The sequence below is a fragment of the Pseudarthrobacter sp. rb genome, assembly GCF_056389225.1.
In genome coordinates, this window is record NZ_JBWJAR010000002.1 from 425494 (window position 1) to 438838 (window position 13345).

The 13345-nt window shown below is 66.0% G+C and carries 16 protein-coding genes and 1 pseudogene; 10 read left to right on the plus strand and 7 right to left on the minus strand.

Going from position 1 to position 13345, the window contains the following annotated elements; translation table 11 throughout:
- Positions 1–46: 46 nt before the first annotated feature.
- Positions 47–1504, minus strand: coding sequence for a DUF5129 domain-containing protein (locus ACWRN3_RS04690; protein ID WP_476739985.1), 1458 nt, complete (start codon positions 1502–1504; stop codon positions 47–49).
- 103 nt (positions 1505–1607) lie between these two features.
- Between ACWRN3_RS04690 and ACWRN3_RS04695 the strand changes: the two genes are divergently transcribed.
- From ACWRN3_RS04695 to ACWRN3_RS04720, 6 genes are read left to right on the plus strand one after another with little or no spacing between them, the layout of a single operon-like run.
- Positions 1608–2456, plus strand: coding sequence for a universal stress protein (locus ACWRN3_RS04695; RefSeq protein ID WP_476739986.1), 849 nt, complete (start codon positions 1608–1610; stop codon positions 2454–2456).
- Between the two features lie 59 nt (positions 2457–2515).
- A complete protein-coding gene (locus tag ACWRN3_RS04700) occupies positions 2516–3046 on the plus strand; it encodes a hypothetical protein (RefSeq protein ID WP_324642115.1) in 531 nt (176 codons plus the stop codon).
- Positions 3043–3237, plus strand: a complete 195-nt coding sequence (locus ACWRN3_RS04705; protein WP_159631839.1) for a hypothetical protein — start codon at positions 3043–3045, stop codon at positions 3235–3237. Before ACWRN3_RS04700 ends, ACWRN3_RS04705 begins: the two co-directional genes overlap by 4 nt.
- A 51-nt stretch (positions 3238–3288) precedes the next feature.
- The gene (locus tag ACWRN3_RS04710; RefSeq protein WP_324642116.1) at positions 3289–4158 is read left to right on the plus strand and encodes an HNH endonuclease; all 870 of its coding nucleotides are present in this window, start codon (positions 3289–3291) and stop codon (positions 4156–4158) included.
- A 30-nt stretch (positions 4159–4188) separates the two neighbouring features.
- Positions 4189–5280 (plus strand): alpha/beta hydrolase, encoded by a 1092-nt coding sequence (locus ACWRN3_RS04715; protein ID WP_324642117.1) that lies wholly within the window; start codon positions 4189–4191, stop codon positions 5278–5280.
- Positions 5281–5339: 59 nt separating this feature from the next.
- A complete protein-coding gene (locus ACWRN3_RS04720; RefSeq protein WP_324642118.1) occupies positions 5340–6287 on the plus strand; it encodes an alpha/beta fold hydrolase in 948 nt (315 codons plus the stop codon).
- 17 nt (positions 6288–6304) lie between these two features.
- Here ACWRN3_RS04720 and ACWRN3_RS04725 read toward each other — a convergent pair whose 3' ends face one another.
- Together ACWRN3_RS04725 and ACWRN3_RS04730 are read right to left on the minus strand one after the other, a co-directional pair.
- Positions 6305–7045, minus strand: a complete 741-nt coding sequence (locus tag ACWRN3_RS04725) for a glycosyltransferase family 2 protein (RefSeq protein WP_324642119.1) — start codon at positions 7043–7045, stop codon at positions 6305–6307.
- A 14-nt stretch (positions 7046–7059) separates the two neighbouring features.
- Positions 7060–7668 carry an SRPBCC family protein gene (locus ACWRN3_RS04730; protein WP_324642120.1) on the minus strand — a complete coding sequence of 203 codons (609 nt, stop codon included), beginning with the start codon at positions 7666–7668 and terminating at the stop codon, positions 7060–7062.
- A 189-nt stretch (positions 7669–7857) separates the two neighbouring features.
- Between ACWRN3_RS04730 and ACWRN3_RS04735 the strand changes: the two genes are divergently transcribed.
- The 3 genes from ACWRN3_RS04735 to ACWRN3_RS04745 are packed head-to-tail and all read left to right on the plus strand — an operon-like array spanning position 7858 to position 9515.
- The gene (locus ACWRN3_RS04735; RefSeq protein WP_324642121.1) at positions 7858–8376 is read left to right on the plus strand and encodes a DUF2087 domain-containing protein; all 519 of its coding nucleotides are present in this window, start codon (positions 7858–7860) and stop codon (positions 8374–8376) included.
- A gap of 42 nt (positions 8377–8418) precedes the next feature.
- A complete protein-coding gene (locus tag ACWRN3_RS04740; RefSeq protein WP_324642122.1) occupies positions 8419–8904 on the plus strand; it encodes a hypothetical protein in 486 nt (161 codons plus the stop codon).
- A 56-nt stretch (positions 8905–8960) separates the two neighbouring features.
- Positions 8961–9515, plus strand: coding sequence for a DUF3090 domain-containing protein (locus ACWRN3_RS04745; protein ID WP_476739987.1), 555 nt, complete (start codon positions 8961–8963; stop codon positions 9513–9515).
- A gap of 24 nt (positions 9516–9539) precedes the next feature.
- Here the strand turns inward: ACWRN3_RS04745 and ACWRN3_RS04750 are convergent, their stop codons facing one another.
- From ACWRN3_RS04750 to ACWRN3_RS04765, 4 genes are all read right to left on the minus strand, one after another.
- On the minus strand, positions 9540–10085 hold the full coding sequence (locus tag ACWRN3_RS04750; RefSeq protein WP_476739988.1) for a hypothetical protein: 546 nt from the start codon (positions 10083–10085) through the stop codon (positions 9540–9542).
- Positions 10086–10131: 46 nt separating this feature from the next.
- Complete coding sequence (locus tag ACWRN3_RS04755; protein WP_476739989.1) at positions 10132–10869, minus strand: PspA/IM30 family protein; 738 nt, start codon at positions 10867–10869, stop codon at positions 10132–10134.
- 302 nt (positions 10870–11171) lie between these two features.
- Entirely contained in the window at positions 11172–11570 is a 399-nt protein-coding gene (locus ACWRN3_RS04760; RefSeq protein WP_255172396.1) for a DUF7793 family protein, read from the minus strand.
- A gap of 178 nt (positions 11571–11748) precedes the next feature.
- Positions 11749–12021 carry a hypothetical protein gene (locus ACWRN3_RS04765; protein ID WP_476739990.1) on the minus strand — a complete coding sequence of 91 codons (273 nt, stop codon included), beginning with the start codon at positions 12019–12021 and terminating at the stop codon, positions 11749–11751.
- A gap of 104 nt (positions 12022–12125) precedes the next feature.
- Between ACWRN3_RS04765 and ACWRN3_RS04770 the strand changes: the two are divergent.
- Positions 12126–13320, plus strand: a pseudogene (locus ACWRN3_RS04770) (HNH endonuclease signature motif containing protein); the annotation flags it as partial.
- Positions 13321–13345 lie beyond the last annotated feature (25 nt).

The following is a 13345-nucleotide window of genomic DNA, read 5'->3' on the forward strand; positions in this document are numbered from 1 at the left end:
GACGGGCCCCACTGCTGTGTCCGCAGCGCCGTGTGTGCCCGCTGCGCTAGAAGCCTGATGAGCTGCCGGAGCCGGAAAAGCTGCCGCCGCTGCTGCCGTATCCGGTGGTGCTGCCGCCGCCCCTGGCGGAATTGACGCTGCTGACCCCGGTATTGAAGCCGGAGTTGAACGTGGCCACGGAGAAGAACATGTAGGACGGGTACACCGTGCCAAGGATGCTCGGTTCGTAAGTCCGCTGCCTGCGGTGGTCCGTGCCCTCATGGGCCGTCTCCATTTGTTCGCGCATCAGGCGTGCCTCGCGGTCATTCCTGGCAAATCCCTGGATGACCGTTTCGGCATGGTTCTCCAACAGCTCCGAGAGCCGGGAACGCGCCGCATAGAGACGGTCCAGGGCCTCTTCCGGGCTAATCCGCCGGTCGGCCAGTTCAGCGGTCCACCGCTCAATCTCCCGCAGGCTTTCGTCGCGGAAGGACCGCAGTGCAGCAGCCGTTGCCGAGTCCCCCTGCCCGTGGCGTTTGGCCAGGAGCTGCTCCAGTCCGGCCAGGTCCTTGCGGAACGGGGCCAACTGCCGGTCCCAGGCAGTGGGCCACGTGTCGGCGCGGTTCAGGAAGGCGTTGCTGTCCGCGATGACGTCATCCAGGGCATCCAGCTCGGCGGCACTGTCCGCGAACTGCCGGGCAAGCTTGAGGTTCTTCCGGCTGCTCAAGGCCCGCCTGCCCAGTGCGTGCACCTGGTTGGAAAGCTGCGTAACGGCGGCATAGCGGCTAAGGAACGTGCGGTGTTTCTCCAGGACCTGGCTGCCGTAGCGGGATGATTCGGGAATGGTGCCGGCATTCAGTTCCGTGACGTCCAGGTCCATGCTGACGTTGGAGTAGCTGCGATCCCCGCGTTCCATCTGCTTTCGGCATCCGGTCCTGGTCACGGCACGGACAATCAGCCATGCGGCCGCGCCCAGGGCCGCGGTTCCCGCGGTGACCCAGGCGGTAACCAGGAAGGCCGCGGAGCGGTACCAGGGCTGGTTGATGAGCTCTGCGCCGCGGCGGATGCCGGCCACGGTGCCGTCCGTCCACTGGGCGTCGCGGAAAAGTTCCTTGGACGCGTCCTGGATGTCGCTGCGCTGCTCGAGCGACACCTTCCGGTCCTCGCCCATGTACGTCCCCACATGCCGGCCCACGGGGTCGAGCGCGAAGATGAACAGTCCGTCGGCCCATTTTTGGCCGTCCGGGCTGATCCACTCCGGATGCCTGGACCGCGCGAATTTCAGGACCTCTTCATTGAGGTTGTCCTCCGCCTTGCCGTTGTACGTGAAGACGGCAACGCGGGTGGGCTCGTAGAACTGGATCCGTTCGACGGCGGGCACCAGGGTGTTCTGGTCGAGCACCCCTGCCGTGTCCTCCACAATGACGGCTGCCGGCACCACAGCGGTGCCCGGCGCCGCCGCCCCCACCAGCAGGGCAGCCAGGGCGAGCACCATCAACACGATCCGGCGCACCATGCTGCCCATGTCCCTCCCCACTGCCTAGAATCAGGATGAAACCAAGGAGCAGGCCGGCCAAAGGGCCGAAGGTCCCGCCGGTGAAGATCATGGCGGTCAGGAGCGCTGAGACGTGACGCAGGAGTCAGGGTCCATTGTGGCCGGCTATGACGGGTCGGATGAGGCTGCCGCCGCCGTCCGCTGGGCGGCGCGCTGCGCACACGCCACCAACGGCTCCCTCCGTGTGGTGCACTGTTCGCTGTGGCCGCTGCTGACCCGGCACCTCGGTCCGGTCCCTGGCGTGTCGGGCAGCGGCCTGGAACAGTCGGCCAGGTCCATCCTCGAGGACGGCGTCGCGGTGGCCACCGCGGAGGTACCCGGGCTTCAGGTCAGGAGCACCCTGCTGCACGGATTGCCGGCGCAGCATCTGGCCGAAATTTCCGCAGGTGAACGGATGCTCGTGGTGGGCAGCCGCGGCCTGGGCGGCTTCCTGGGCCTCCTGGTGGGCTCCGTGAGCCTGGAACTGGCAGCCACCGCCACCTGCCCTGTTGCGGTGATCCGGCCGGAGCTCCACCCGGACGGTCCCGTCGTCGTTGCCGTCGATGCGTCGGGTTCCCCCGCAGCACTGGATGATGCATGCGCCCTGGCGTCGGCATGGCAGGCACCCCTCAAGGTGGTCCACGTCCGGCACGAGCCCGCAGGCTATCAACTGCCTGACCGACAGGGCGCCGCCGGAGCCCAGGAAATCCTGGCGTCGGCAGTGAACCGCGCAACTGCCAAAGCGCCCCTTGTGCGGGTGGACGGTGAAGTGCTTGCGGACACCTCGGTCCCCCACGCCATCCTCAAAGCCGCAGGGGAAGCCCGGATGGTTGTGGTGGGTTCCCAGGGCCGCGGCATCCTCAGGGAGACCATCGGCTCAACTGCACACGCCGTTTTGCACCACGCCCGCGGACCTGTCCTCATTTCACGGCACGGCGGCTGATGCAGCGGACTGCGGGTGTCGGCCCGGCTGCCGGCCGCGCTGCGGCCTAAGCTGGTCGGGTGACCCCTGTTCCCTCCCCCGGCCCGTTGGATGTCGTGGTCCATTCCGGCCCGGCGGACTGGTGGGTCATCCTGGCCGGCCTCGGACCCCTGGCGGTCCTCATCGCCGCGTTGCTGGCCTTTTACATCAACTGGCGCACGCTCAAGCAGCGCACGGCCGCCGACAAAACAGCGCTGGAGCAGAAGCGCGAGGCCGACGCCAACGCCCTTCAGCAAAAGACCGAGTCGGACAGCCGGGCCGAGTGGTGGCGACGGACCCAGTGGGCGCTGGACCGGGCACTCGATCCCTATGAAGGGACCAAGGCGCTGGGGCTGGCGACGCTGGAAGTCCTGGCCCGGAGCGAACTGGCCCGCAACGAGGAGCTCGAGCTGTTCGACATCGCCTGGAAGAGCGTGTCCGGAGACGAGAACGGCGATGAGCCTGAGCCTGACGCCGGCTCCGGGCAGGAATCGGCCTTCGTGGACGACCGCGGCAACTTAGGCGAGAATGGAACGACGGATGAAGACAGTACCAAGGAGGTTGGACCATGAGCGCAACGTCGCCTGAACACCGGTTTGTCCACGCTCCCCGGAACAGCGCTGCCAAGCCCGCCACGAAAAAGGCCTCACCTGCCGAGCACCGTGTCCAGGTTGCCGCCGCACGGCTGCGCGTCACCCTGGATGAACGCCTGGGGCGCGAGACGCCCGCAAAGACCAAGGCACTGGCCAAGGAACCGATCTAACCCGCCTTCAGGGCTTGGGGGTCGACGACGCGTGGCGGGGTTTGGTGGACAGTGGCTGCAGTAATTCTCCGCTGCGACGCCGAAACGCTGCGTCGCTGGAACTACCGTGCCGCCGTCGCGCAGGTATCCGGGTCCGGAACCTTCCTGGACCGCTGGCACACCGGCTTCCGTCCTGACGTCAGTCCGGGAACCGAGGCCTGGCTCCTCCTGGAGGGAAGCAATGACGCCGCGAGCGGCCTGATCGGCCACGGGTTCGTGACGTCCGAGCCGTACCAGGCTGCCGCCGGTGTGGAGGCCGTCTCCCTTGGCTGGTTCTTCGCGCTGGCTTTGGATTCACTCCTGCCGCTCGGCGAGCAGATCCGTCCCGGCATCCTGGGCGGCGCCCTCCCCAACGGCCTGCGCACCAGCCTGAAGGACCCGTCCTTGGTGACCCTGCCGCCGTCGTCCGTGCCTGTACTGCGCCGGCTGTGGCGGGACCACGGGCCGTCGACGGCGGACCCTGCGCAGGTGGCGGGCGGAACCTTCCCGCCGGACGCCGTCAGCACCATCCAGGTGAACCGCTACGAGCGGGATGCCGATGCGCGACGGGCCTGCCTGGCCTTCCATGGCACGTCGTGCGCCTCCTGCAGCTTCTCATTCGAGTCCGTCTACGGCGGGGCGGGGACGGGGGTGATGGGCGTCCACCATCTGGCTCCCCCAGCGATGCTTGACGGCCCTTATCAGCTTGACCCCATTGCCGACCTCGTTCCGCTCTGCCACAACTGCCATGCCGTGGCGCACAGCGCAAGCCCGCCGCTGACCGTGACCGAACTCCGAAGCATCATCTCCGCCGCCGGCCATGTGAAGGGTGAGGTGGTCACGGAGGTGGCACTCCGGGCGCAGGAGGATGCACGGCGGATCCTCGATGGCGGCCAGGCGTAGGTTCCATGAGCTGGCGGTAAAATTGCAGGGATGACGTTGGCCGCCAGTTCCGCCGGGGCGTTGCCCTTTGCGCGGAAAGCCCGCAGTGTAATGCGCCGCGTACCCGTGTGGGCGTGGCGCCTCTTGATGCGCTCGGTCAGCGCCCGCGAGCAGGCGCGGTTCAATACGGACCCAATCACTGCGGTGGCTTACACGCACGACATTGACTACGTGGGCGATGGCCTCCGTTCCCACCGCCTCGACATACTGGCGCCGCTAAACCCGGCACCCCGCTCTGCCGGCGGAGGGGACGTGGCCGGCCGAGGGGACGTGACCGGCCGACTGCTTCCCGTTTACGTGTACTTCCATGGCGGAGGCTGGACGTCCGGTGACAAGGCAGCGCTGACCAAGTACTGCGCCAACCAGGTGCTGGGCGGGATGGTGGTGGTCAACGTCAACTACCGGCACGCACCCAGGTTCCACATGGGACACGTGCTTGAGGATGCCAACGCGGCCGTGGCGTGGGTCGCCGCCAACATCGAGGGATACGGCGGGGATCCCGGGCGCCTGGTGCTGGGAGGGGACTCAGCCGGCGGCCAGATCGCTGCTTTGCTGACCGCTGCCAGCCTGCGCCCCGAGTTGGCGGCGCACTACTCCCTGCGGCCCGCTGTTCCCGCCGCGCATCTGAAAGGGCTTGTTCAACACTGCAGTGCAGTGGATTTCTCGGTTTTCTTTGAGGCCGGGTTTGTCCTCAGCCTCAATTTCGTCCGTATGCTCCTTCCTGCCGCGGCGGCGGCAGCGGATCCGGAGGCAACAGCTCCGTCCGGAGGCGGCAGCCACGGGCCGTCGCCGACCCGCACGACCAGTGCGCGGCTAAGGGTTGCCGCCGGCTTCCTGTCCCCGATCGAATGGCTGGACGGGAGCCATCCCCCCGTGCTCGTCACCACCTCCGAGCGGGATTACTTCTACCAGGCGAACTTGAACTTCATCGACCGGCTTCAGCAGCACGGCATTCCCGTGGATACCCTGATCTACCCCTGGAACAGCGCTAACACTGAGCACACCTGGCAACAGGATTACCGCTACCCGGAATCCCAGGAGGTGTACCGGCGCCTGCACGCATTCGTCCGTGATGTTGCCTGACTGACCGCCGCTTCCTCCCGGTCCTGACGAAGGTCAACGGGCTGGACTATGTTTGGACCATGCCGGAGCCGGACCAAGAAGACTGCGGGGTCAACCTTGACGAGTTTGGTTCCGCCCGCGTGGATGCCGCCGCGAGGCTGGATGCGGAGCTCGGTGACGTGGACTGGTTCGTGCCGCCTCCCGGCGCGGTCCACTGCAGCATCGACGTTCCCAGTGGCCAACTGGCCGCCATGGCGCTGGGCGACCCCGGTGATCCCGGCGTTGTTCTGGTTCCCGGCGCCACGGGGTCCAAAGAGGATTTTTCACTCATGATGCCCGACCTCGCCAACGCCGGCTACTTCACCCTGAGCTATGACCTGGCGGGCCAGTACCAGTCCGCAGCAGCGGGCCCGGAGAGGCTGGTGCCGCCCAGAAAGCACTATGACTACCGGCTCTTCGTGGACGACTTCCTGGCGGTCCTTGAAACGGCCACTGCCCCTGTCCATGTTGTGGCTTACTCCTTCGCGGGCATCATAGCCCAGCTGGCCTATGTGGAGCGGCCCGAGCTCTTCAGGTCCCTTACCCTGCTCAGCTGCCCGCCGGAGCCGGGCCACAGCTTCAGGGGCGTCAGCCGCATTGGCCGGTTCAGCACGTGGGTAAATGGCCGGGCCGGCGCTGCCCTGCTGATCTGGGGCATCCGCAGCGGCAGGGTGGCCCACGTACCAGCGGGAAGGCAACGGTTCGTGGACTACCGTTTCCGCTTCACGCGCCGCGAGTCCGTGCGCGACATCTACACACTGATGCAGAACGTTCCGGACCTTCGGCAACGACTCGCCGAGGCGCCCTTGACCAAGTTCGTGGCGGTCGGCGAACACGACCTGTGGCCGCTCCAGCTTCACCGCCTGTTCGCGCAGTCTATCCGGGCCCGGATTGGGGTCTACAGGGGTGGGCACAGTCCATGCGAAACGTCGCCGCATGAGCTCAGCCGGGACCTCCTGGCCCTTTATGCCAAGGCAGAGGAAGGGTGAAAGCTTACCCGTGGATGCTACCGCTGCCGGCGGGAATGTTCGCGTCGGCGGCGCAGGGGTGGCTGGTACCGGAATTCAACGCGAAACGTGACCAGCGACATTATGAGCCGGCGTTTGAACGCGGACCAACTGGTGAAGGGGCGCGCGGATACGCCCACTCGAAGCGTGGGATCGTAAATGACATCCATTTCCGGCCGGAGCCGGTAGGAGATGTCCAGGTCGTCGTGGACCAGCGCGTTGTCCCGGACAACTGCTGTCCGGATGCCGGCCCACAGTTCCCGGTGAAGCGCGAAATTGGATCCATACACGGGAGGATGGCCCAACAGAAAGCCAATCAGTCCGAAGTAACCGCCCAGGAGCAGGCACCGGCCGGCCAGGCGGGCCAAGAAGTTTCCACCATGGAAGTCGCCGGGCCCGGTAACGGCGGTGAGGGGTCCGGAAGCGAGGAGGATCTGTTCGATGCGCTCGAGCCAATCCGACGGCGGCCGCGAGTCACTGTCCAGTCTGGCGATGATTGCGCCTGCCGCCGCATCAAAACCCGCCGCAGCCGTGGCCGGAATGCCCGGCAGATCCACAGGTAACCGCCGCACACCGGCGGCTGCACAAATGTTGGCAGTGTCATCGCTGCTGGCGTTGTCCACCACAATGATCTCGTCCGCAGGCCTGGTCTGCACGGCCAGCAGGGCCAGGCAGGCCCTCAACTCACTGGCGTCATTGCGCGTCGGAATGACCACGGAGATGGGAATGACGGCGTCCATGCCCGGCAGCCTATCTAGGTTTGCGCCGTTCCGGCACGCTCGCGGATGTTTAGCAGCATCTTGCGCATCATCCAAATGTCACCGAACTCCACAAGCGCGGAGAAGGCCAGCGTCGGGGAGAGCCACCGGTATCGGGAGCGGATACGGCTAACAAGCCGGGTTGAGCCTTCCGTGAGGGGGTCAAGCTGCCACGTCCAGCTGGTGTCCCCGGGAGTGCCCCAGACCATGAACCGCGGAGGCTGCATCGCGCGGACCGGGATGCCGTGTTTGCCGTCGGGACTCATGGGCACGATGTCGCCCACCGCCAGGTTCTGCAGTTCCGGGATGATGCGCCGTGCGCTCGGCCGCCCGAGGTTATCGAGGAGGTCGTAGCTGTACCAGCCGCCGCGGGTAACTCCGGCCTGCACCAGCCACGGCCAGACCCTCTCCGGTGGTGCGGCGATGGTGATGGCACGGGTGGCGTTGAAGGTCGGCTTGGGCACGAGGTCATCGCCCGGCAGTGGCCTGGAAACCTCTTCCGGCGTGGCACCCCAGGTGAGCTGCCATGGGCGAACCCAGCGGACATAGACGACAGCCGCGGCCGCAGCCACCAGGACAGGGACCAATCGCGTGCCGGATCGCATTCCCCAAGTCTGGCAACAACGGCCTGCCGGGTCCCAGTGCCGAATGTCCCTTCGGATCGAGCCGCTGCGGACAGGGCACCGGTACAGATCCACTGAACCGGGGCTTCCCGGAACCACGGCATCAGGGCTAGGATCTTTCGGCACACTCCAACACCTGGGCGTGAGTCAGCGGCAGAGGGGAAAACCGACGTGGCCGGAGGCACCGGAATAAACGGCCCGCACTGGCGGCGGGTGCTGGCAACACTGGGCAATGCTGATGCGAGGATTGCATACGCCCAGATAGTGCTGGGTGCGGCGGCCAAGGACGTCCTGCCTGAGCTGAAGGAACAGCGGCGGGTACGGGCCCTCGCAGCACTGACTGAGTCGGGGCTCGTTCAACAGCACGCATCGGGTGGGCTGGTGGCAGTGGACTCGATTTTCCGCGACCTGCTGGCCCAGCAGCCACGCCGGCAGCCGCGGACTGGGCTGGACAGATTCATGCGGCTGGGGCGGATCGAGCGATACCCCGCGAACGTTGCCGAGCGGCGGGCCCTGTTGGCAAAGATCGCCAACGAGATCATCGAACCTGGCGAAACGCTGACGGAGCGGCAAATCAACGAGCGGCTGCTCAGCTATACCGACGACGTCGTCCTGCTCCGCCGCTACTTGGTCGACTTCGGCCTTTTGCAGCGCACGCCCACGGGCTCTTCATACTCCTTGGTGGAGTAGCCGGCCCCGTGCCCTTTGCTGGAGTGCAGTAGCTTGGAGCGCATGAGCGACTCGTCATGTGTGAAGCCGGGAGGCGCTATGAAGGGGGCCGTGGCTTTCGGCGCGGTCGCGCTGTTGTGCGTTGTGGCAGGCGGGTTGGTTGCGGCAGTCACCGGTCCGCTCCATCTTGAGCATGGGTCGTGGGCAGCTGCGTACCTGGTGCTCGTCGGAGGAGTGGCACAGGGGGCTTTGGGCATTGCCCAGTACTTCCTGGCACCGAAACGCCTTACCGGCTGGAAAAGCGTTGCGGGGCTGGTGGCATGGAACGGCGCCTCCGCTGCAGTCATCGGGGGGACATTAATCGGCAACCCATGGGTTGTCGATGCCGGCGGGGCGCTGCTGGTTGTTGCGCTGGCATTGATGTTCCGGACCGTGCAAGGTCGGGGCGCAACGTCCGGTTGGCCTCTTTGGGGATACCGGGCCCTGCTGGTAGTGATCGCCGTCAGCATACCTATCGGGCTGGTGCTGGCTCATTTGCGTGCTCCGTGAACTCCCCTGCGGCAGGGCAGACCCACCGCGGACCTTGTCTCCCCTAAAATACTCACATGCCTACACTTGTTCACGAGTTTGCCTGGCCGGATCGGGTCGTCATCGGCACCATCGGAGCTCCGGGTGCGCGCACGTTCTACCTGCAGGTACGCGCCGGGGCGCAGCTCGTGAGCATCGCCATGGAGAAGCAGCAATCGGCCCTGCTCGCCGAGAAGGTCGACGAAATACTCGACCAACTCATCACCCTCGAGGGGAACCCCTTCAGCGTTCCCACCGGCACGCCCATCGAGCTGGTTGACAACGATCCGCTTGAGGCTGTTGAGGAGCAGTTCCGCACCGGCGCCATGGGCCTGGGCTGGGACCCAGCGACGGCGCAGGTGGTGATTGAGGCCTACCCCCTCACCGACGCCGATGCTGATGCGGACGACGAATCCCTGAACCAGGACGGGGCCGAGGCACCCGAAATGCTGTTGGTGCGGATGCCGGTGGGAACGGCCCGCGCCTTCACCAAGCGCACGCGTGAGGTAGTGGGCGCCGGGAGACCCCTCTGCCCGCTCTGCGGATACCCGATCGACGCCGAGGGGCACGTCTGCACTCCTCCGGAGCTGTGATTCCGGCGATCTGCCAGCCAAAGGCTACGGGGACGGAGACTGGGCGGCGTGCTGGATTTTCTGGAGGGTAGCCGGGCCGGCTGCAATTTCAATGACGCCGCCGTCTGAGTCCAGGGTGAGGATCCGGAAGTCCAACGGCACGTCCTGTTGATTGTCGTGGCGGTTAGCTTTCCGCACCGGGACGCCTGTTGTTCCAAGCCCGGTGAAAGCCTTGCGGCGGCCAGTGGGGATCAGCGTGTCGTCGACGATCGGCTGGAAATCGATCCGCTTATCGCCCGGCCTGGCAATCCCCATCTGCCAAATGCTGCTCAACGAGCCCGCCGATGAATCGGGGAATCGCAGGAAGACGACCAAGTTGCCGCGTTCATCAAGCTTCTCCGCCGTCGTCGGGAACCGTTTCGTCAGGAAGAACACCCCGCCACCGATCATCAGCGCGTAGAAAACGGCGTTGGAGATGGCGTCGTCGAGGCTTCCCTTGGCGATAAGCCCTGCCGCCAGAATGACGGCGCACGCGACTGTACCAACCAGAGCGGCACGGAGCGCGGGATGCATCTCGCCCCACTTCCTCATGGCGCCATCCTAGGGGCAGAATCTTCCCGCAGCTACGGCTCTGTCCTCACTCTTCCCGTGAGCCGAGGGCCTTACGGTCGCCCGCTTTGAGGGCCGCCAGCCGGGCTTCCACTTCGGTCTGCTCTCCGAGGTTTTCCAGGGAGGCGAACTGGGCTTCAAGGGAGGAGGCAGCAAGTTCCTGCTGGCCGCGGACGGTGGCTTCCTGGCGGCGGACACTGTCCTCGTAACGGCCGATCGCCGATGCCGGGTCTCCGCCGCCCAGGGCTTTGAGGGCGTCGTTGACCTGGGACTGGGTGGCGGCGACCCGGGCACGGTTGACCAGCTCGTTGCGCTTTACGGTCAGTTCCCGGAGCTTGGCCCGCATCATGTCCAGGCCGTTCTTCAGCTGGTCGACGACCTGGTTTTGCGCGGCCAATTTGGGCGCCTGGGACTTGGCGGTGGATTCGGCGGTCATTTGCCGGCCGAGGGCGAGCCTGGCCAGGGCGTCAAACTTGTCGGCGTCCGCGTTGTTGCCTGCGGCGCGGAACTCGTCGGCCTTGCGCGAGGCGGCTGCGGCCTTGCTGCCCCAGGTATTCGCGTCGTTCACTGCCCGCTTATAGTCATCTTCGGCCATCCGGAGGTTGCCGATCGTCTGCGCCGCGGCGGCCTCGGCTTCGCGGATGTTCTCCGAGTAATCCCGGATCATCTGGTCCAACATCTTCTGCGGATTTTCGGCTGAGTCCAGGAGGGTGTTCAGGTTGGCCTTGGCGAGCTGGGCAACGCGGGCGAAAATACTCTGCTTCACGGGGTCTTTCTATCGTCGGTGGAATTCGCATCCTATCTGACCACCGTCATGCGGAAACCAGCGGTGCTGCCAGAGCCACTCTTGAGCGAACCTTGTGCCCATCGTGGGTTGCCGTTCAGTGACGGGCCCTATCGTTGAGGTCAAGATCCTGCCGCTGGGGCAGGGTCTGCACAGCGAGCCAGGGCCGGCGGCCGGAGCATCCCGAGACCGGATGCAGCCCCCCAATCCGCCGCCGGCCCCGTGCCCCTCGGCTGCGGGCCTGCAGGCGTTCCTCGCGGGAGTTGCCTGCATGGGAACGGCAATCAGTCGGTGTCGCCCGGTCCCGTGGCTTCCTCCTCTGAGTCCTCAAGCAGCCACGCCATTGCCTTGTCCCGGGACGAGAAATACCTGACCGGGAATCCGGTCGGCGCCAGGGGGAGGCGGAACATGGCGATGACGCGATCAACGGGAGAGGAACCCAGCAATGCCATACGCGAAATGCTGGATGCGTCGGGAAAGACTTTTCGAGCGGCCGCGGAGTGGGTCACACCCTGGATCTCGACCAGCATCGGCAACCTGGTGCCCTGGGCCAAGGAGGTGATGGCCGCGAGGGCGGCGTTGGCCACGTCGATGCCTATGTAGGTCCCCAGCTTCCAGCTCAGGCGAAGGACTCCACCGGACAACTCCAGCGTCCCTTTGCCTTTGATGTCCACCTTGCTCATGTGTCCCCTGTCCTGGAAGTCGAGCCCCGCTCTTGACGGTAGCCGAACGGCACCGCCTTCGCAGCAGACCCGGACCGCCCGACGAGGGCCACTGGGCGACACCCCTTTCATCTGCTCACTTAGCCTAGGGGGCAAAGACTATGCAGGGGTAGTAGCCAAAACTTTTCGTTGCGGTCCACTACTCGCTCAGCGCGTAGGACTGTGCCGGAAGTGCACCGGCGGCGCGGTCGCCGATGGCCAGGAGGCAGCCCACCTCCGCGGCGATGGCCATTTCCTGCGCCTGCACCGTGATGTCTGGGGGAGCGATAGACCGCGCTGACTCCGCGAACGTGGCCACAGCCTCGGCCTTCAGTGCGGCGACACGGGCCTCGGTCCGAGCCGCTCCGGCCAGGATGTCCAGGCATTTGTCGGCCAAGGCGGCCAATGGATCGTTGGCTGCGGCGCTCCGCACGCGGCTTTGGCTACCTCGCCACGGACCACGGCAAGGGCGGCGTCGATCGCCTCAAATGCCTCTGCCACCGCGTCCCGTCCCATGTACCGATGGTGAAGGGAGGGTCCGACAATGTGACGACCTCGCTGCCCCGGACTTTGGAAAGCACTCAAGGCTGGAACTATGTCGTGGCAGCACGCCCGCGTCATGGTGGAGGAGGCAGCCACCCACAACCCTGACGCCGCGACCGCGTTGGAGGCCCACTTCCTCGGCCCGGACGCGCCGGACGCTGCCCGCGGTTGCCCCGCAGGGGAGATGCCCGCATACCGCTTCCGGCGCAAGGCCCGGATCTGGCGCGAACGCAACCACCCGGACAGCATCGAAAAACGGCACGCAAAGAGCGTGGAGGAGAGGTGCCTCGAGTTCGCTCCGGAGCAGGACGGCATGGCACGCTTGTCCGCATACCTGCCGGCGGACAAGGCCACGGCCATCTGGAACCGCTACACCGCCATCGCCCGGGGCCTCCAGGGACCCAACGAGGAGCGCACCCTCACCCAACTTCGCGCGGATCTTTTCGCGGCCACAGCCCTCCGCGGGGGCAGCGGCTGCACCGGTTGCTGCGGTGGGTCCGCCGGAACTGACGACGCCGGTACCGCGTCGAAAGGGCTTGCTGACATCCCCGTTCCCCGCGCCGAAGTCCTGGTCACCGTCCCGGTATTTTCCCTCCTCGGTGCCACCAACGAACCCGCTATGCTGGACAGTTTTGGCCCCATCCCGGCTACCATGGCACGGGATCTCGTGGCCAACGGAGCCGATTCGTTTTACCGCGTGCTCGTGGATCCTCGTGACGGCGCCCCGCTGGAAATAGGCCGCACTAGCTACCGGCTCACCAAGGCCATGCGGAGGTGGATGCGGTTGCGGGACGGCAAGTGTCCCTTCCCTGGCTGCAACAACAATTCTTTGGACAACGAAGCAGATCATCTGCTCGCCTGGCACCTGGGCGGGACCACTGGAATCAGCAACTTGGGACAGCCATGTCCCAGGCACCATCGGTTGCGACACACCAGCCGGTGGCGGCCGACGGCGGCGTCAAAGAATGAGCCGCCCGGATGGGTTTCGCCCTCCGGGCGCAAATACAAGAGTGAGCACCAGGACTGGGAGCCACCGAAGTTGCCTTCGCCGCCGCAGGCGCGCGCTGACATCCTGGCTCAACCAGGCAGCAACTCAATGATGCCAGCGGGCAAAGGCACAGTGGACTACTTCCGCCTGCCACGGTCCCTCGGAGAGGACTGCCTGGCTGAGTACCTCGCCGCGCGGTGAGCTCAACGTGTGCTATCGGTTCGTG